Annotated in this window: 20 protein-coding genes; 12 read left to right on the top strand and 8 right to left on the bottom strand. The window is 64.5% G+C overall.

Annotated elements, in window-relative coordinates:
- Nucleotides 1-18: 18 nt before the first annotated feature.
- On the bottom strand, nt 19-579 hold the full coding sequence (locus AC1RRE_RS17645; RefSeq protein ID WP_492982854.1) for a TetR/AcrR family transcriptional regulator: 561 nt from the start codon (nt 577-579) through the stop codon (nt 19-21).
- The gene (locus AC1RRE_RS17650) at nt 580-1,044 is read right to left on the bottom strand and encodes a nuclear transport factor 2 family protein (protein WP_492982856.1); all 465 of its coding nucleotides are present in this window, start codon (nt 1,042-1,044) and stop codon (nt 580-582) included.
- Between the two features lie 208 nt (nt 1,045-1,252).
- Here AC1RRE_RS17650 and AC1RRE_RS17655 point away from each other — a divergent pair, with 208 nt between their 5' ends.
- Nucleotides 1,253-2,278 (top strand): aspartate-semialdehyde dehydrogenase, encoded by a 1,026-nt coding sequence (locus AC1RRE_RS17655; protein ID WP_492982858.1) that lies wholly within the window; start codon nt 1,253-1,255, stop codon nt 2,276-2,278.
- Between the two features lie 70 nt (nt 2,279-2,348).
- On the opposite strand, the gene AC1RRE_RS17660 is transcribed toward AC1RRE_RS17655, so the two are convergent.
- Nucleotides 2,349-2,987 carry an NrsF family protein gene (locus AC1RRE_RS17660; RefSeq protein WP_492982860.1) on the bottom strand — a complete coding sequence of 213 codons (639 nt, stop codon included), beginning with the start codon at nt 2,985-2,987 and terminating at the stop codon, nt 2,349-2,351.
- Between the two features lie 13 nt (nt 2,988-3,000).
- Nucleotides 3,001-3,597 carry a sigma-70 family RNA polymerase sigma factor gene (locus tag AC1RRE_RS17665; protein ID WP_492982862.1) on the bottom strand — a complete coding sequence of 199 codons (597 nt, stop codon included), beginning with the start codon at nt 3,595-3,597 and terminating at the stop codon, nt 3,001-3,003.
- 163 nt (nt 3,598-3,760) lie between these two features.
- On the opposite strand from AC1RRE_RS17665, the gene AC1RRE_RS17670 reads away from it, so the two are divergent.
- The 3 genes from AC1RRE_RS17670 (at nt 3,761) to AC1RRE_RS17680 (ending at nt 5,200) form a co-directional block, all read left to right on the top strand.
- On the top strand, nt 3,761-4,015 hold the full coding sequence (locus AC1RRE_RS17670) for a hypothetical protein (RefSeq protein WP_492982864.1): 255 nt from the start codon (nt 3,761-3,763) through the stop codon (nt 4,013-4,015).
- Nucleotides 4,016-4,199: 184 nt separating this feature from the next.
- Nucleotides 4,200-4,691, top strand: a complete 492-nt coding sequence (locus tag AC1RRE_RS17675) for a PAS domain-containing protein (protein WP_492982866.1) — start codon at nt 4,200-4,202, stop codon at nt 4,689-4,691.
- On the top strand, nt 4,688-5,200 hold the full coding sequence (locus AC1RRE_RS17680) for a PAS domain-containing protein (RefSeq protein ID WP_492982868.1): 513 nt from the start codon (nt 4,688-4,690) through the stop codon (nt 5,198-5,200). Before AC1RRE_RS17675 ends, AC1RRE_RS17680 begins: the two co-directional genes overlap by 4 nt.
- A gap of 6 nt (nt 5,201-5,206) precedes the next feature.
- Here AC1RRE_RS17680 and pdxY read toward each other — a convergent pair whose 3' ends face one another.
- Entirely contained in the window at nt 5,207-6,061 is an 855-nt protein-coding gene (pdxY, locus tag AC1RRE_RS17685; protein ID WP_492982870.1) for a pyridoxal kinase, read from the bottom strand.
- A gap of 124 nt (nt 6,062-6,185) precedes the next feature.
- Between pdxY and AC1RRE_RS17690 the strand changes: the two genes are divergently transcribed.
- From AC1RRE_RS17690 to AC1RRE_RS17725, 8 genes are all read left to right on the top strand, one after another.
- Complete coding sequence (locus tag AC1RRE_RS17690) at nt 6,186-7,064, top strand: HpcH/HpaI aldolase/citrate lyase family protein (RefSeq protein ID WP_492982871.1); 879 nt, start codon at nt 6,186-6,188, stop codon at nt 7,062-7,064.
- 1 nt (nt 7,065) lies between these two features.
- Complete coding sequence (locus AC1RRE_RS17695) at nt 7,066-8,121, top strand: MaoC family dehydratase (protein WP_492982873.1); 1,056 nt, start codon at nt 7,066-7,068, stop codon at nt 8,119-8,121.
- A gap of 238 nt (nt 8,122-8,359) precedes the next feature.
- Entirely contained in the window at nt 8,360-9,670 is a 1,311-nt protein-coding gene (locus tag AC1RRE_RS17700) for an ammonium transporter (RefSeq protein ID WP_492982875.1), read from the top strand.
- A 290-nt stretch (nt 9,671-9,960) separates the two neighbouring features.
- The gene (gene sdhC, locus AC1RRE_RS17705; protein WP_492982877.1) at nt 9,961-10,347 is read left to right on the top strand and encodes a succinate dehydrogenase, cytochrome b556 subunit; all 387 of its coding nucleotides are present in this window, start codon (nt 9,961-9,963) and stop codon (nt 10,345-10,347) included.
- A 10-nt stretch (nt 10,348-10,357) separates the two neighbouring features.
- Entirely contained in the window at nt 10,358-10,753 is a 396-nt protein-coding gene (gene sdhD / locus AC1RRE_RS17710; RefSeq protein WP_492982879.1) for a succinate dehydrogenase, hydrophobic membrane anchor protein, read from the top strand.
- A 4-nt stretch (nt 10,754-10,757) separates the two neighbouring features.
- A complete protein-coding gene (gene sdhA, locus AC1RRE_RS17715) occupies nt 10,758-12,545 on the top strand; it encodes a succinate dehydrogenase flavoprotein subunit (RefSeq protein WP_492982881.1) in 1,788 nt (595 codons plus the stop codon).
- Between the two features lie 33 nt (nt 12,546-12,578).
- A complete protein-coding gene (locus AC1RRE_RS17720) occupies nt 12,579-13,370 on the top strand; it encodes a succinate dehydrogenase iron-sulfur subunit (protein ID WP_492982883.1) in 792 nt (263 codons plus the stop codon).
- A gap of 116 nt (nt 13,371-13,486) precedes the next feature.
- A complete protein-coding gene (locus AC1RRE_RS17725) occupies nt 13,487-14,836 on the top strand; it encodes a pentapeptide repeat-containing protein (protein ID WP_492982885.1) in 1,350 nt (449 codons plus the stop codon).
- A 9-nt stretch (nt 14,837-14,845) separates the two neighbouring features.
- Here the strand turns inward: AC1RRE_RS17725 and zapE are convergent, their stop codons facing one another.
- From zapE to AC1RRE_RS17740, 3 genes are all read right to left on the bottom strand, one after another.
- Nucleotides 14,846-15,988, bottom strand: coding sequence for a cell division protein ZapE (zapE, locus tag AC1RRE_RS17730; RefSeq protein ID WP_492982887.1), 1,143 nt, complete (start codon nt 15,986-15,988; stop codon nt 14,846-14,848).
- An 87-nt stretch (nt 15,989-16,075) separates the two neighbouring features.
- Nucleotides 16,076-17,575: a CoA-acylating methylmalonate-semialdehyde dehydrogenase gene (locus tag AC1RRE_RS17735; RefSeq protein ID WP_492982889.1), complete on the bottom strand. Its 1,500-nt coding sequence runs from the start codon at nt 17,573-17,575 to the stop codon at nt 16,076-16,078.
- A gap of 143 nt (nt 17,576-17,718) precedes the next feature.
- Nucleotides 17,719-18,315: a glutathione S-transferase N-terminal domain-containing protein gene (locus tag AC1RRE_RS17740; protein WP_492982891.1), complete on the bottom strand. Its 597-nt coding sequence runs from the start codon at nt 18,313-18,315 to the stop codon at nt 17,719-17,721.
- Between the last annotated feature and the right edge of the window lie 5 nt (nt 18,316-18,320).

Raw genomic sequence — 18,320 nt, forward strand, 5'->3', positions numbered from 1 at the left:
AGTCAATTCAATGTGGCGTCAGGCAAGGGCAGAGAGAAGCTGCGCCTGCAATTGTGAGAGTTGCCGCGAGAAAACCGCCGGATCGTCCAGCGCACGGCTGAGCACCAGCGCGCCCTGAATGCCGGAGACCGCAGTTTCCGCGAGGATACGGGCATCCCCTGCGCCACCGCGCAACAATGCCTGGGTCAGGGCCAGAATCCACTGCGCGAAATAGGCCTGCACGGCCGAAGCAAAGCGGTCTCGCGTGGCATCCAGCGCAAAAGCGCCGACCAGGCAGATGCGGCGTCCACTGCGGAAATAGGCATCGGTGGCGGCAAACATCGCCGCGACCGTTGCGCGCGGATCGTCGGTTGCGCGCAAAGGCGCGAACACTTCCATCTCGAACCAGCGGTCGACATGATTGAGCACTTCCGCACCCATCTCGTCCTTGCCGCCGGGGAAGTGGTTATACAGACTGCCCTTGCCCAGGCCCGAGGCTTCGGTGATGGCGCTCAGACTCGCACCCTCGAAGCCCTGCTCGCGGAACACTTCCGCGATGCGCGCAATCGCTTCCTCGCGGGTGATCAGGGCGGCCGGCATTCAGAGGCCCAGGTCCGTCAGACCCGGATGGTCGTCAGGCCGGCGGCCGAGCGGCCACTTGAACTTGCGGTCGCTCTCCGCGATGCGCACGTCGTTGATGCTGGCCTCGCGGCGCTCCATCAGGCCGTTTTCATCGAACTGCCACTGCTCGTTGCCATGGCTGCGATACCACTGGCCATTGTCGTCGCGCCATTCATAGGCAAAACGGGCGGCGATGCGGTTGCCGGTGAAGGCCCAGACCTCCTTGATCAGGCGGTAGTCCAGCTCGCGCTGCCATTTGCGGGTCAGGAATTCCTCGATCTGCGCCCGGCCCTGGATGAACTCGGCCCGGTTGCGCCACACGCTCTGCTCGGTATAGGCCAGCGCCACCTTGGCCGGGTCGCGGTTGTTCCAGGCATCCTCGGCCATGCGGGCCTTCTGGGCGGCGGTCTCGGCGGTGAAGGGCGGCAGGGGCGGACGGGACATGGCGGCAGGCTCCGATTTATATTGTACCTTTTGGTACAATTTTGGCCCTGGAGAGTCAATCCGGGTAATTTCCCGCTTGATAAGCGGGGTTTGGCGGCCTAATTTCCGCCTCGCCTGCCGGGCGCGGCCTGCCGGGCACCAACATTGTCTCGTGTTCCTATAGTCCGCCGGGTGTCGACCTGCCGGACGCAGCGAAAGAAGGCCAGATATGACCTATAAGGTCGCCGTTGTCGGCGCCACCGGTGTGGTGGGCCGTGAAATGCTCAACATTCTCCACGAACGCAGGTTTCCGGTTTCGGAAATCGTTGCCCTCGCGTCGCGCCGCTCGGTCGGCCGCGACGTCATGTTCGGCGACAAGCACATCAAGGTGAAGGCGCTGGAAGACTTCGACTTCCGCGGCACCGACATCGCGATGTTCTCGGCCGGCGGCGCCACCTCGAAGGAATGGGCACCGCGCGTGGCCGCCCAGGGCGCCATCGTGATCGACAATTCCAGCCAGTGGCGCATGGACCCGGACGTTCCGCTGATCGTGCCGGAAGTGAATGCCGACGCCATCGGCGGCTATACCAGGAAGGGCATCATCGCCAATCCGAACTGCTCGACCGCGCAGCTGGTGGTCGCGCTGAAGCCGCTGCATGACCGCGCCACCATCAAGCGCGTCGTCGTCGCCACCTATCAGTCCGTCTCGGGTGCCGGCAACGAGGGCGTCACCGAGCTGGAGCGCCAGACCAAGCAGATCCTGGTCAACGATCCGGTGGTGCGCGAGAAGTTCACCAAGCAGATCGCCTTCAACGTCATTCCTCATATCGACGTCTTCATGGACGACGGTTACACCAAGGAGGAATGGAAGATGGTGGCCGAGACCAAGAAGATTCTCGACCCCAAGATCAAGCTGACTGCCACCTGCGTGCGCGTGCCGGTGTTCATCGGCCATTCCGAAGCCGTGAATATCGAATTCGAGCAGGCGATCTCGGCCGAGGAAGCCACCGAAATCCTCTCCACCGCCCCGGGCGTGCAGGTGCTGGATCGTCGCGAGGACGCCGGCTACATCACGCCGCTGGATTGTGCTGGCGACTACAACACCTTCGTGTCGCGCATCCGCGAGGACTTCACCGTCGAGAACGGCCTGGCGATGTGGGTAGTGTCTGACAACCTGCGCAAGGGCGCGGCACTGAACGCCGTGCAGATCGCGGAAGTCCTGGCCGCCAAGCATCTGAAGAAGCAGGCGGCGTAAACGTTTCAGTACAGAAGCAAGAGTTCCGACTTTACGGGCCGCCAGCGCAAGCTGAGCGGCCCGTTTTCTTTTACCAGCGCAACACCCGGCGGCCGATCAGGGCGCCCAGCGCGACCAGCATGGCGATGCTGATGGAATACCAGGTGACGACGAACAGCGGGCTGTCGTCGGGGCAGTGCGACGCATAGAGCGCGGCAGACAGGCCGCCGGCGATCAGTCCGGCCACGCCGCCGGCCAGCGCCGGATTACCCGGCGCGCCGCGCCGCAATGCGAGCAAAAGCAGGCCGAGCGGCGCCAGCCCCATCAGCGGAATATACGTCATGCAGGTGCGGGAGTTGCGCCCCACCAGCGCGGTCATCCACTCCGATGGCGCCAGCAGCGCAAGCTCCAGCCCGACGCCGAGCAGCAGAAGCCCCGGTGCGAGAAAGACTGCGATGCGCCACAGACCGAGCGGCATGCCCGGCCGGATCAGGCGCAGCACCAGGCCGGTGGCGGCGACCGCCAGACCGAGCGTGACCGCGAATTTCAGCAGGAAGCGCAGGCTGTCCAGCGACTGCAGCGCATTGGCGCGCGGCCCCAGCAGCCAGAGGAACAGCACCAGCGCCGCAATCAGCCCTACAGACATGGCATAAGCCATGCGCCTGTGCAGGCCGAGACCGCGCACCGGTGCATCGGCGGCCAGTGCGCGGATCAGATCATCGGTCTTCATCCCTCGGCTCCTCTCAGGCGCCCTCTACTCTTAAGCGTTGGGCCAGCACCGCCAGTCCGCGATGCAGTGCGACGCGCACCGCACCCTCACTCATGCCCAGCCGGCCGGCCGTGTCGCGGATCGACACGCCCTCGACCGCAATGGCCCGCACGACATTGCGCTGGCCCGGCGCGAGCGCATCCAGATGGCGCGCCACATCCTGCCGCACGCCGGTCTCTTCAGGCGCTGGCGCGGCCAACACCTCGCTCATCGCATCGACATCCAGCTCGATGCCGCGCCGGCCACGCCGGCGCAGGGCGTCGATCAGCTTGTTGCGGGCGATGGCACGGATCCACGGGCCGATCGGCAGATCGGTCTGCCAGGTCTGCCGCTTCAGGTGGATGGCCAGCAATGTCTCCTGCACCACATCCTCCGCATCCGCCGCCGTCAGCCCAACCCGCAGGCAGCCGCGCCGCGCGGTGGCGCGCAGCACCGGCGCCAGTGCCGCGAGCAGGGCCTGATAGGCAACGCCATCCCCGTTGAGCGCAGCCTTCATCAGGTCTGCCCATTCGGTTTCGGTCCGGTCTATTGCCGGCGCGTCCCTCATTCCATCCAGTCCATTCGCCGGCATATAGCCCGATGTTACGGCGGAATGGCAAAAAAGATTTTTCAACACGAAGCCGTGAGCGGTGTAACGCAGGCCCGGCTGGCCGCGAATGATCTGCAGGTGCGGGCGATATCAGGCCGCGATCGCCGCGCCGCCCACCAACCCTGCGGTTTGCGAAGGAAATGCCATGTTCACCAAGACACACCTGATCGCCGCCGTGCTGGCCAGCGCCCTCTCCGTGGCTGCCGGTCAGGCCATGGCCCAGGCCCCGATGAAAGATGCCATGCCGATGAAGGATTCGGCCGGCACGATGAAGTCGGACGGCATGAAGGCTGATTCCATGAAGTCCGACACCATGATGAAGGACTCCATGAAGAAGGACGACATGAAGGCCGACGGCATGAAGTCGGACAGCATGATGAAGGATTCAATGAAGAAGTAAGACGACGCTGACCCGGGTGCCGCATCGCCGGCACCCGGTTTTGCCCTGCTGTCTCCTGGCCGCCCTGAACGGGTAGCTCCGCCCTCTCCTGCTCGCAATCGGATCAGTCGGCTGCGAACCGGGGCGGTTTGACAGAATTGGTGCGTTGCGCAAGCTGCCAAGCTTCGCTGTAATGCGGTCATCAATGACCGCTTTCTCCCTCCCCGACGATGCCAACCCCCTGGTGCGACGCGCCTGGCAATACTGGCAGCAGATCGCGCCCGCACCCGGACGCCTGCCGGGGCGACAGCATTTCGATCCGCTCGACATCCCGTCCCTGCTGCCGCATGTCTGGCTGGTCGACGTCGCCGACGGCACGCCGCCCACCTTCCGCTATCGCATGGTCGGCACGGCGGTGGATCGCGCCATGGGCCGCACCCATACCGGCCAGCGCATGGACGAGGTGATGCCGGACTTCTTCCTCAAGCCCGAGGTCTGCGGTCCTTATATCGCCATGCTGCAGACCCCCCAGCCGAGCTATCGCAAGGGCGCGCCGCTCTTTGCCCATAACCGGCTGTATCACGCCCTGGAACGCATCCTGCTGCCGATGGCGCGCGACGGCGCGACGGTCGACATGCTGTTCTGCCTCACGCTGTTCTACATGCCCGACGGCATGATCATCGGACCCTATCCATGAGCGGCACTATCTCCCTGCCCGCCGGCGCGCATGCGCTGATGCATGAAGGCCTGGCCTGGTGGCATTCGCTGGTGCCGGCGAAAGATCATCTGCCGAGATGCCTGCCCGGCCGGCAGCATATCCAGCCGACAATCATCCCGCGGCTGCTGCCGCATCTGTGGCTGCTGGACGTGCACCGCACGCCGCAGAACGATCTGCGCCTGCGCTACCGGCTGGTCGGCAGCCATGTCGATCTGGGATTCGGATCGTCAAAGACCGGCCGCTGGTTCGACGAGGCGGAGCCGGCCTTCGCCACCGATCCAGTGATGCAGGCGCCGTATATCGCCGCCGTGGAACGCCATGAAGGCAGCTATCGTCAGGGCCGGCCGCGGTTCGGCTTCAACAGCAGCGCCGCTGCGCTGGAGCGCCTGCTGCTGCCGCTGGCCGGTGACGGTACGACCGTCGACATGCTGCTCGGCTTCACCATCTTCTACGACGGTGATGGCGCGATCATCCGCGCCGCCTTATAGGTATCATCAGCGCACGCGCTGGATATCCGGCTCGACCTGCGGCTTCAGCAATGCATCCTGCAGCAGTTCCAGCCGCATCTCCGGCATGCGATATTCCTGCGCGTCGCGCAGCAGCGTAAAGGTGCCGGCCATCGCCTGCAGCAGCGCCTTCTTGGCGTTGCGGCCTTTCAGGGTGTTGGCCAGGAACAGCGAGGCGAACAGATCGCCCGCGCCCTTGGGCAGGCCGTCGCCCAGATTGGGCACGGCGGCCAGCCAGGCGCCATCACTATTCACCAGCAGGGCTTCCAGCTTGCCCTGGCCGCCGTCGTCCCGGTGCAGCGTGGTGGCGATCACCGTCGGTGGGCCTTTCAGGCGCAGCGCATCGCAAGCCGCCAGCGCGGACGGCAGGGTGCGCACCGGACCGCCGGTGAGGAAATCGAGTTCGAAGCCGTTCGGCGTGATGATGTCGGCGGCGGGAAACAGATGGTCGCGGATATAGGCCGGCAGGCTGGCATCCACATAAAGTCCGCTGTCGGTATCGCCCATCACCGGATCGCAGAGGAAGATCGCATCCGGGTTGGCGGCCTTCACCGCCAGCGCGGCGCGGCCCGCCGCCTCGGCGGTGCGCGGGTTGCCGAGCCAGCCGAGCAGCACGGCATCGATCTGCGCCCACTCGGGCCGGGTCTGCAGCGCGGCGATCCAGCCATCCATTTCCTCGGGCGCCGTGGGGCGATGCGCCGGTGGACCGTAGGAGGGATTGAAAGCCAGCAGACCGGTGGGAATGGCCCAGACCTCGATGCCATGGCGCTGCAGCGGAAACACGCCGGCATTGTTGCCGACATGGCCGTAGATGACCTGACTCTGGATGCTGAGCACGCGCATGGCAGGGGTCCCAAGGTCGTAACTACACGGACGATTGCTGTCGTGACGGAAACTTGCCACGACCCTGACCCCGATTATAGTGGCGGGGCCTTTCGCATTGCAGCATAGCCAAAGAGACAGCCGCATGACCGTTACCGTTCGTCCCCGCCGCAGCGTGCTTTACATGCCGGGCTCCAATGCCCGGGCGCTGGAAAAGGCCAAGACTCTGCCGGCCGACGCCCTGATCCTCGACCTGGAGGATGCCGTCTCCCCGGACCAGAAGACGCTGGCCCGCGAGCAGGTGCAGATGGCGGTGGCCGATGGCGGCTATGGCGGCCGCGAACTGATCATCCGGGTGAACGGCCTGGACACGCCCTGGGGCATCCATGACGTGATCGCTGCGGCGCAATGCGGCCCCGATGCGGTGCTGCTGCCCAAAGTGGAATCCGCCGAACAGGTCCAGCAATTGGAAAAACTGCTGGAGCAGCACGGTGCGCTTCGCCGCACCCAGATCTGGTGCATGATGGAAACGCCCAAGGGCATCCTGCATGCCGAGGCCATCGCCTCTTCCTCCAAGCGTCTCGGCGCGCTCGTGATGGGCACATCCGATCTGGTGAAGGACCTGAATGCCCATCACACACCGATGCGCCTGCCGGTGATCACCGCGCTGGGCCTGTGCATGCTGGCGGCGCGCGCTTACGGTTTGACGATCCTCGATGGCGTGCATCTCGATCTCGATGACGATGCCGGCTTCGAGGCGGCCTGCCGCCAGGGCCTGGAGATGGGCTTCGATGGCAAGACGCTGATTCACCCCAAGACCATAGCCATCGCCAACCACGTCTTCGCACCGAGTGCGGCGCAGGTGGCGCATGCCCACAAGATCATCGCCGCCTTCGAGGCCGCCACCAAGGAAGGCAAGGCCGTGGTGCTGGTGGATGGCAAGCTGGTCGAGAACCTGCATGTCGAGCAGGCAAAGAAGCTGGCTGCGCTGGCCGACGCCATCACCAGGCTGCAGGCGGCCTGACATGGCAACCAAGACCAATCCGGGCAACTATTTCGAGGACTTCCGGCTCGGGCAGGAACTGCGCCATGCGACGCCGCGCACGGTGACGCAGGGCGATGTGACGCTGTATACGGCGCTCTACGGCCCGCGTTTCGCCGTGCAGTCGGCGGATACTTTCGCGCAATCGATCGGCCTGAAGGGCGCGCCCATCGACGACCTTCTGGCCTTCCATGTCCTCTTCGGCAAGACCGTGCCCGATGTGTCGCTGAACGCGGTGGCCAATCTGGGCTATGCGCAATGCCGCTGGCTGAAGCCGGTGTTTGCCGGCGACACGCTGCACACGGTGTCGACTGTGATCGGCCTGAAAGAGAATTCCAACAAGAAGACCGGCGTGGTCTATGTGCGCAGCATCGGCTATCGCGGCAAAGAGGCCGTGCTGGATTACGTGCGCTGGGTGATGGTGCGCAAGCGCGACGAAAACGCCGTCATCGCGGAAGAGAAAGTGCCGCAGCTTGCCGAGCGTGTCGCGCCGGAAGAGCTGCAAGTGCCGGCCGGACTCGATTGCAAATCCTACGACTGGACTCTCGCCGGCAGCGATCAGGCTTTCGATGACTATGCCGTGGGCGAGAAGATCGACCATGTCGACGGCATGACCATCGAGGAAGCCGAACACATGCTGGCGACACGGCTGTACCAGAACACAGCCAAGGTGCATTTCGACCAGTTCAGGCAGGGCCAGGACAAGCTCGGCCGCCGCCTGATCTATGGCGGCCATGTCATCAGCCTGGTGCGCGCGCTCAGCTTCAACGGGCTGGCCAACGCGATCTTCGTCGCCGCCATCAATGGCGGCCGCCATGTGAACCCGACCCTGGCCGGCCATACGGTCTATGCTTGGTCGGAGGTGCTGGAGAAAGCCGAGCTGCTCGGCCGGCACGATATCGGCGCGCTGCGCATCCGCACTGTTGGCCTGAAGGACCAGCCGGGGACGGGCTTCCCGGACAAGGACGCCGCCGGCAAATACCCCGACAGCGTGGTGCTGGACCTGGATTACTGGGTACTGATGCCGCGTCGGGCCTGATCGCCCGGAATTGATTATAATTTAGGCAAAAGCACAGCCTTTCGGCACAAATTTGCCGAATTTGACGGCAACCACCATGGTGCGGCCGCGTACCCATCTGTTTTCCAGCATTTCCCGTGCCGCTCTGGTGGCATGCCTCGTGCTTGTGCAGCCTGCCCATTTTGCCGGCGTTTCGCCCGCTGGCAAAGGACGGCCGAACCGTTTCGCCAAACGATAAAAACAGGGTGGGGATTACCCAATGATCGTCTCTTCGCTGCGCCGCCTGGCGGCGCTCGCTCTCGTATTGTCTCTCGCATCCCTTCCAGCCTTCGCCGCCGAGGAGAAGCCGCTGGATGCCGCCAACACCGCCTGGCTGCTGACCGCCACGGCGCTGGTGCTGTTTATGACCCTGCCGGGTCTGGCGCTGTTCTATGCCGGCCTGGTCCGCGCGCGGAACGCGCTCAGTGTCGTCATGCATTGCGTGTTGATCGCCGTGCTGGTCTCGCTGCTCTGGCTGATCGCCGGCTACAGCCTCGCCTTCACCGATGGTGGCAACCTGCAGGGCTGGATCGGCGGCTTTGACCGCGCCTTCATGGCCGGCGTCACCGTCGACACGCTGCGTGATGGCCTGCCCGAAACGCTGTTCTTCATGTTCCAGATGACCTTTGCCATCATCACCCCGGCGCTGATCGTCGGCGCCTGGCCCGAGCGCATCCGCTTCTCGGCCGTGGTGCTGTTCACGATCTTCTGGCTGTTCCTGGTCTATGTGCCGGTCTGTCACTGGATCTGGGGCAACGGCTGGCTGGCCGAGCGCGGCGTGATCGATTTCGCCGGCGGTCTGGTGGTGCATGTCACCGCCGGTATGGCCGCGATTGTTGCCGCCGTGATGGTGGGCCGACGTCGCGATTTCCCGCATGAACCGCTGCTTCCGCACAATCCGGGCATGACCGCCACCGGTGCCGGCATGCTGTGGGTCGGCTGGTACGGTTTCAATGCCGGATCGGCTCTGGCTGCTGGCGGTGGCGCCGGCATGGCGATGCTGGTGACGCATATCTCGGCCGCCACCGGTGCGCTGACCTGGATGGCCATCGAATGGATGCGTCACGGCCGGCCGTCGCTGATCGGCACGGTCACCGGACTGGTCGCGGGTCTTGCCACCATCACGCCGGCTGCCGGCGTCGCAGGTCCGATGGGCGCGGTGCTGATCGGCTTCTGCGGCGGTCTGGTCTGCTTCACCATCACCAACCTGCTCAAGCAAAAGTTCAAGCTGGATGACTCGCTCGACGTCTTCGCCGTGCATGGCGTCGGCGGTGCGCTGGGCACCCTGCTGGTCGCTGTCGTCGGCCAGCCTGGCTTTGGCGGCACCGGTTTCGCCGAAGGCGTCGATGCAATGACGCAGTTCGGCAACCAGTTGCTCGGCCTTGGCGTCACGGCGGCCTGGGCCGGCGTGGTCTCCTGGGTGATCTTCGTCGGCCTGCGCGCCACCACCGGCCTGCGGGTGACCGAAGAAGACGAGTTCGACGGCCTCGACATCACCACTCATGGCGAACGGGCCTACGATCTCCATTAAGATGGGCGATCTGTACTGAAACTTGCGTCTCGGCGGGGCCTTGAGAAAGGCTCCGCCGACTTGCGAATCCTTCGCAGGTTTTTAGCGCCATGCGCGCCCCACGTTACCGGTAATTTCCCTTGCCGGTGGTGGGTTTAGGCCATTAAAAACAGAGTCACCCGATGATTGACTAAGCAGGGTCCGGGGCTAGTATCCGCCCTGCATTTCGGGCGCCGACTCGGCCGCGTTTCCCCTGCTGTCGCCGGCGCACGCCCCATCCGCGAATGCCCATTCGGGCGAAGGCGCAAAAAATGGCGAACGTCGAGCGACCGCTCTCCCCTCACCTGCAAATCTATCGCTGGCCCGTCACCATGGCGACGTCGATCCTGCATCGCGCCACCGGCTGCGGTCTGGCCGCCGGCACGCTGCTGCTGGCCGCATGGCTCTGCGCCGCTGCCGCCGGTCCGGACTATTACGCGATGATGCAGGCCTGCCTCGGCTCGTGGATCGGCAAGCTCATCCTGCTCGGCTTCAGCTGGGCGCTGTTCTACCACCTGCTGAACGGCATCCGTCATCTCTTCTGGGACAGCGGCTACGGCTACACCATCCCGGTCGCCAACAAGTCGGGCTGGGCGGTGATCGGCGGTTCGGTCGTGCTGACCGTGCTGGCCTGGATTCTCGCCTACATGTGGAAGTGAGGAGCGCATCATGAGCAAGACCACAAACACGATGCGCACCCCGCTGAAGAAAGTGCGCGGCCTCGGTGCCGCCAAGGAAGGCGTGCAGCACTGGTGGATCCAGCGCGTCACCGCCGTCGCGATGATCCCGCTGCTGCTGATCATGGTGGTGACCGTGCTGAAGCTGTCGAGCGGCGACCATGCCGCCGTCGTCGCCGCCTTCAAGCATCCGCTGCTCGCCGTCGTGGCGCTGCTCAGCATTCTGGCCGTCTTCTGGCACATGAAGCTCGGCCTGCAGGTGGTGATCGAGGATTACGTGCATGGTGAAGGCTTGAAGCTGGTCTCGCTGCTCGCCATCACCTTCGCCACCTTCGTCGTGGGCGGCATTGCCGCCCTGTCGGTGCTCAAGCTGTTTTTCGGAGCCTAACGCCATGCCCGCCAGCTATCAGGTCCAGGACCACTTCTACGATGTCGTCGTCGTCGGCGCCGGCGGCGCGGGTCTGCGCGCCACCATGGGTCTCGCCGCGGCCGGTCTGAAGACCGCCTGCATCTCCAAGGTCTTCCCCACCCGCAGCCACACGGTCGCGGCGCAGGGCGGCATCTCGGCTGCCCTTGGCAACATGGGCGAAGATAACTGGCGCTGGCACATGTACGACACCGTCAAGGGTTCGGACTGGCTCGGCGACCAGGACGCCATCGAATACATGTGCCGCGAAGCCGTGCCGGCCGTGATCGAGCTCGAGCATTTCGGCGTGCCGTTCAGCCGTACTGAAGAGGGCAAGATCTACCAGCGCGCCTTCGGCGGCATGACCAAGAATTACGGTGAGAGCCCGGCCCAGCGCACCTGCGCCGCCGCCGACCGCACCGGCCATGCGATCCTGCACACGCTGTACCAGCAGTCGCTGAAGCACGACACCGAGTTCTTCATCGAATACTTCGCCCTCGACCTGATCATGGACGAGGAAGGCGCCTGCTGCGGCGTGATGGCCTGGAATCTGGCCGACGGCACGATGCATCGCTTCCGCGCCAAGATGGTGGTGCTGGCGACCGGCGGCTACGGCCGCGCCTACTTCTCCTGCACCTCGGCCCATACCTGCACGGGCGACGGCGGCGGCATGGTGCTGCGCGCCGGCCTGCCGCTGCAGGACATGGAATTCGTGCAGTTCCATCCGACCGGCATCTACGGGTCGGGCTGCCTGATCACCGAAGGTGCGCGCGGCGAAGGCGGCTATGTCGTCAACTCCGAAGGCGAGCGCTTCATGGAGCGTTACGCGCCCTCGGCCAAGGACTTGGCCTCGCGCGACGTCGTCAGCCGCGCCATGACCATGGAAATCCGCGAAGGCCGCGGCGTGGGCAAGAACAAGGACCACATCTACCTGCATCTGGATCATCTCGATCCGAAGACCCTGCACGAGCGCCTGCCCGGCATCTCGGAAAGCGCCAAGATCTTCGCTGGCGTCGATGTGACCAAGCAGCCGATCCCGGTGCTGCCGACCGTGCATTACAACATGGGCGGCATCCCGACGAACTATCACGGCGAAGTGCTGACCCTGAAGGACGGCAATCCCGACAGCGTGGTGCCCGGCCTGATGGCAATCGGTGAAGCCGCCTGCGTGTCGGTGCATGGCGCCAACCGCCTGGGCTCGAACTCGCTGATCGATCTGGTCGTCTTCGGCCGCGCCGCCGCCATCCGTGCGGCCCAGGTGGTCGACAAGGGCTCCAAGCATCGCGACATCAAGGGCGCTGGCGACAACGCGCTGGCCCGCCTCGACAAATTCCGCAATGCCAAGGGCGGCCATACCACGGCGCAGATTCGCGACAAGATGCAGCGCACCATGCAGAACAACTGCGCGGTGTACCGCACCGGCGAGGTGCTGAAGGAAGGCGTCGGCCTGATCGACGAGGTCAACAAGCTGATGCCCGATGTCGGAGTCACCGATCGCACGCTGGTCTGGAATTCCGATCTGGTGGAGACGCTGGAACTGGACAACCTGATCGGCCAGGCCGTGGTCACCATGCATTCGGCCGAGAACCGCAAGGAAAGCCGCGGCGCGCATGCGCGCGAGGATTACTCGGATCGCGACGACAAGGAGTGGATGAAGCACACCCTGTCGTGGTTCGGCGACAAGGGCAATGTCACCATCGACTACCGTCCGGTGCACACCTACACGCTGAGCAACGAGATTTCGTATATCGAGCCGAAGAAGCGCGTGTACTAAGCGCGACCATCGAAGACACAAGGACACCTCCCCATGGCCGAGTTCGCGCTTCCGAAGAATTCCAAGATCACCGAGGGCAAGACCTGGTCGCTCCCGCCCGCCAAGGCCGGCGAGGAGCGCAAGATCAAGAAGTTCCGCGTCTATCGCTGGAACCAGGATGACGGCAAGACCCCGCAGGTCGATACCTACGAAGTCGACATGAACGACTGCGGACCGATGGTTCTGGACGCCCTCATCAAGATCAAGAACGAGATCGACCCGACGCTGACTTTCCGCCGCTCCTGCCGCGAAGGTGTGTGCGGTTCCTGCGCCATGAATATCGATGGCGGCAACACGCTGGCCTGCACCAAGGCCTGCGAGGATATCGGCGGCGACGTGAAGATTTATCCGCTGCCGCATATGCCGGTGGTGAAGGACCTGGTCCCGGACCTGACCAACTTCTATGCCCAGTACGCCTCGATCGAGCCCTGGATGAAGACCCAGAGCCCGGCGCCGACTCGCGAGCGCCTGCAATCGGCGGAGGAGCGCAAGAAGCTGGATGGCCTCTATGAGTGCATTCTGTGCGCCTGCTGCTCCACCTCCTGCCCCAGTTATTGGTGGAATTCCGACCGTTATCTGGGTCCGGCCGTGCTGCTGCAGGCCTATCGTTGGATCGCCGACAGCCGTGATGAGATGACGGGCGACCGTCTCGACAACCTGGAAGATCCCTTCCGTCTCTATCGTTGTCACACCATCATGAATTGCGCCCAGACCTGCCCCAAGGGGCTAAATCCGGCGCAGGCAATCGGCGAAATTAAGAAGCTGATGGTGGAACGACGCGGCTGATCTGGTAGATTGCGCCCAAAGTCGAGGGGGAGACGGCTGGATTGGCTTAGCCGATTCGCGCTAAATTTGCGGTCGAATCTTCTGTTCACGCGTTCCAGGTAAGGCCGCACAGCGTTATGGGCGATTTCACCCGCGGAGCTCCTCCGCATCTGACAAAAGTTGGCGCAGAAAAACTGCGCGACGTGTTGCGTGAGCATGAAGCCCATCTGGCCGGCAAGCCCGGCGCGCAGCCGGCCATGTTGGCCTTTACCGATCTTTCCGACGCCGACCTGACCGGTGCCAATCTCACCCTGGCCGACCTGACCGGCGCGCGCCTGCATCGCGCCCGCCTCGATGGCGCCCGCCTCTCGATGTCCAAATGCGGCGGCTCGGATTTCCGCAACGCCACGCTCGACAGCGCCGACCTGCGTTGGGCCGATCTGCGCGGCGCCTGCCTGCGCGCTGCCGGCCTGAACGACGCCAACATGGCGGAGTCGAATGGCGCCGAAGCACTGGCTCCCATCTATGACGCCGAGGGCCGCATCAGCGACAGCGGCCCGTCCAAGCGCGCCATCGACCTTTCGGGCGCCTCGGCCCAGCGCGCCGACCTCTCGGGCGCGCAGCTGCCCAAGGCTTTCGCCCTGCATGCCGATTTCGCTGATGCCAACCTGGACGACAGCAACCTGCGCGGCGCTGACTTGCGCAAGGCGCAGCTGATGTCAGCCCGCCTGGAAGGCGCCGACCTGCAGCAATCCGATTTCTCCGGCGCCAATCTCTCGGGCGCCAGCCTGTCGGGGGCCCAGATCGGCGGCGCGAATTTCGCCAATGCCGACCTGCGCGGCGCCATCGTCGATGCCGCGCTGCGCAGCTCGCCTGAACTGGCCGCTGCGATCTTCGCCGCCGCTTCGCGCCACACCATCGAGGACCTGAGCGAGGTGCTGCGGCATCACGAACTCTGGGTGCATTCCGAAGGCCGTCAGGGCCTGCGCGCCGACCTGAGCGATTTCGATTTCTCCGATCGCGACCTGCGTGGCATCAACCTGATGGGCGCGCTGCTGGAACGCGCCTGCTTCACCAACGCGGTGCTGACCAATGCCAACCTGGCGCTGGCCCGCCTGAACTTCGCCGATCTGCGCAACGCCAACCTTGCCCGCGCCAACATGCGCGGCGCCAGCCTGAGCCGCGCCAATCTGGACGGCGCCGACCTGAGCGGCGCCAATCTGGCCGCGATCAAGGACGAGGCGCCGAATGCGCGCGCCGCCCGCACCAATCTGGGCGCTGCCAAGCTGAAGAAGGTCCTGCTGATCAACGCCAATCTGTCGGGTGCCAGCCTGGTGGCCGCGGACCTGCGCGACGCCAACCTGACTGGCGCCGATCTCACCGGCGCGGACCTGACCGATGGCCGCTTCTCCGGCGCCAATCTCGCCGGTGCCCAGCTCGACAACGCCCGCCTCGACCGCGCGCGCGACCTGCTGCTGCCGAACTAGGCTTTCCGCTTATTCAGAAATGTGCGGCAGGGCGCGGTAATCCTCGCTCTGCATCTCGTTCAGCCGCGACACGCAGCGCTGGAACTCGAAGGCACCCTCACCATCGGGATAGAGCGTTTCCGGCGGCGCATCCGCCGTCGCCGCCAGCTTGGTGCGCGCCTCATACAGCGCATCGATCAGCGTCACAAAACGCTTGGCCTCATTGCGCTTGGCCGGACTCAAGGTGGGGATATTGTCGATCATCACCGTGTGGAAGCTCTTGGCGATGGCGAGGAAATCCGCCGGACCCAGCGGCTGCTCGCAGAGGTCGCCAAAGGTGAAGCGCGCCACGCCACGGGCCTGACAGGGCACCTTCAGCTTGCGCCCCAGCAACTCGATCTCCAGCGCCTCACCTTCGGCATCGTCGGTCTGCAGGTTCCAGATGCGATCCAGTGCGATGGTCGACTTGGCGCTCATCGGGCTGAACCAGACCGGGGACTTCTGCAGGCGCTGCAGGCGGTAGTCGCGGCTGGCAGCCAGATGCAGCACATCCAGCCGGTCCTTGAACAGCGCGATGAAGGGCATGAACAGCCCGCGATTGATGCCGTTCTTGTACAGGTCATCGGGATGGCGGTTCGACGTCGCCACGACCACGACGCCACGATCGAACAGTTTTTCGAACAACCGGCCCAGGATCATCGCATCGGCGACATCGCTGACCTGCAGCTCGTCGAAGCAGAGCAGCCAGGTGGTCCTGGCGATCTTCTTGGCCAGCGGCTTGATCGGATCGTCGCCGCCCGCCTTCTTCTCGGCATCGTCTTCAGGGAGCTTGCGATAGCGGAAGATTTCCGCATGCACCTCCTGCATGAAGGCGTGGAAATGCACGCGGCGCTTTTTCTCGACCGTAGCTTCCTTGAAGAACAGGTCCATCAGCATCGACTTGCCGCGTCCGACATCGCCGTAGATGTAGAGGCCCTGCGGTGCCGGTTCGCGCTTGCGGCCGAATGACAGCTTCTGCAGCCAGCCGTCCTCGCCCCAGGTAGCTTTATTGGGCTGGTAATGCTTCAGCCGCTGGCTCAGCAGTTCCAGCTTCTCGGCCGCCAGCGCCTGGGCCGGATCTTCCGCCAGTTCGCCGGACTGCAGCTTGCCGCGATAGGTTTCGAGGATGGACATGAGACCTGTTTAAAACAGCCAGACCCTTAAAAACAAGACGGGCGGCAGTGTCACCTGCCGCCCGCGTCTGATGGGACTGAACCCGGCTTACTTCATCGTCGGGATGTTGAACTCGGCACCCGAACGGATGCCGGTCGGCCAGCGCGCCGTCACCGTCTTGATCTTGGTGTAGAACTTCACGCCTTCCGGGCCATGCTGGTTGGTATCGCCGAAGGCCGACTTCTTCCAGCCACCGAAGGTGTGGAAGGCCAGCGGCACCGGGATCGGCACGTTGATGCCGACCATGCCGACCTGCACCTTGGCGGCGAAGTCACGGGCGGCATCGCCGTCACGGGTGAAGATTGCCACGCCGTTGCCAAATTCATGCTCGGTCGGCAGTTTCGCGGCTTCCTCGAAAGTCTCGGTGCGCACCACGCCCAGAACCGGGCCGAAAATCTCTTCCTTGTAGATGCGCATGTCGGGCGTGACGTTGTCGAACAGACAGCCGCCCATGAAGTGGCCCTTCTCATAGCCCTGCAGCTTCAGGCCGCGGCCATCCACCACCAGCTTGGCGCCTTCCTTGACGCCGGTATCGACATAGTCCTTCACCTTGGCCAGATGCTCCGCCGTCACCAGCGGACCCATCTCGGAATCCTTGTCGGTGCTGGGGCCGATCTTGAGTGCGCGGACACGCGGCGCCAGCGCTTCCACCAGCCGGTCAGCCGTACCCTTGCCCACCGGCACGGCGACAGAAACGGCCATGCAGCGTTCGCCGGCCGAGCCGTAGGCGGCGCCGATCAGTGCATCCACGGCCTGGTCCATATCGGCATCAGGCATGACGATCATGTGGTTCTTGGCGCCGCCCATGGCCTGCACGCGCTTACCATGCGCCGCCGCCGTGGCGTAGACATACTGCGCGATCGGCGTTGAGCCGACGAAGCTGATGGCCTGGATGCGCGGATCGGTGAGCAGCGTGTCGACCGATTCCTTGTCGCCGATCACGCAGTTCAGCACGCCCGGAGGCGCGCCGGCTTCCAGCATCAGTTCGGCCAGCTTCAGCGGGCAGGACGGGTCCTTCTCACTGGGCTTGAGGATGAAGGTGTTGCCCGCCGCGATGGCGACGCCGAACATCCACATCGGCACCATGGCCGGGAAGTTGAACGGCGTGATGCCGGCCACGACGCCGAGCGGCTGGCGCATCGAATAGACGTCGATACCACGCGCCACGTTGTCGGAATACTCGCCCTTCAGCAGATGCGGGATGCCGCAGGCGAATTCCACGACTTCCAGGCCGCGCTGCAACGAGCCCTTGGCATCGGAAATCACCTTGCCATGCTCGTTGGAAATCAGCCTGGCGATTTCATCGGCGTTCTTCTCGCAAAGCTCCTTGAACTTGAACATGACGCGGGCGCGCGTCAGCGGCGAGGTCATGCTCCATTCGGCAAAGGCCTTCTGGCTGTCGGCAATCGCGCCTTCCACCTCGGCCTTGGTGGCCAGCGGCGCCTTGGCGGCGACTTCGCCGGTGGTCGGATTGTAGACATCGAGGAAACGGCCGGACTTGCCCGCCACCTTCTTGCCGCCGATGAAATGCTGAAGCTCGTTCGCCATGATTCACTCCCAAGAGCAGGCCCCGGATCGATCTGGGGGCCCTGACCATAAAGACCGGGCGACTCTAAAGCCCGCCCCGGCGATGACAAGGGCCGGACCGGATTTCGCAGTTGCACAGGCTGGATTTGATCAGTCTGCCAGGTTCAGTCGGGCCGGGTCGCCTGCATCGAGGGCCGCAGTGCCGCCGCATCATACCAGGCAGCCAATGCCGGATAGCGGCTGCGCCAGGGAATATCGGTCAGGCGGAAATCCAGATAACCGAGCGCCGCTGCCAGCGCGATATCGCCCAGATCGAAACGCTGCGGGCTGAGGCTGAAACCATTGGCATGAACCAATGCCCGCTCCACGGCGGCACGCTGGCGCTGCACCCAGTCCGCCCACTGGCCGGCAGTGGGACGGCGTCCTTCGATCACCGAGATGAAGCTGGCATCAATCAGACCCTGGCAGAGACCCGCGCGGGCCAGCGTGTCGATGCGCGCCGTTGGCTCGGCTGGCAGCAAGGGCGGGCTGCCACCCAGCAGATCAAGCACCTGGATGATGCTGTCGCTTTCCGTCACCACCCGGCCGTCATCGGTCACCAGCGCCGGCACTTTCGACAGCGGCGTGACAGCAAGCAGCTCGGCCGGGCTGGCCCAAGGATCGGTTTCGACGAACTCTACGCGGCCCGCCAGATTCTTTTCCAGCACAGCGATGCGGACTTTCCGCGCATAGGGTGAGGTCTTGTTGAAGAACAGTTTCATGGCGT

Source organism: Ferrovibrio sp. GW821-FHT12D07 (genome assembly GCF_058807275.1).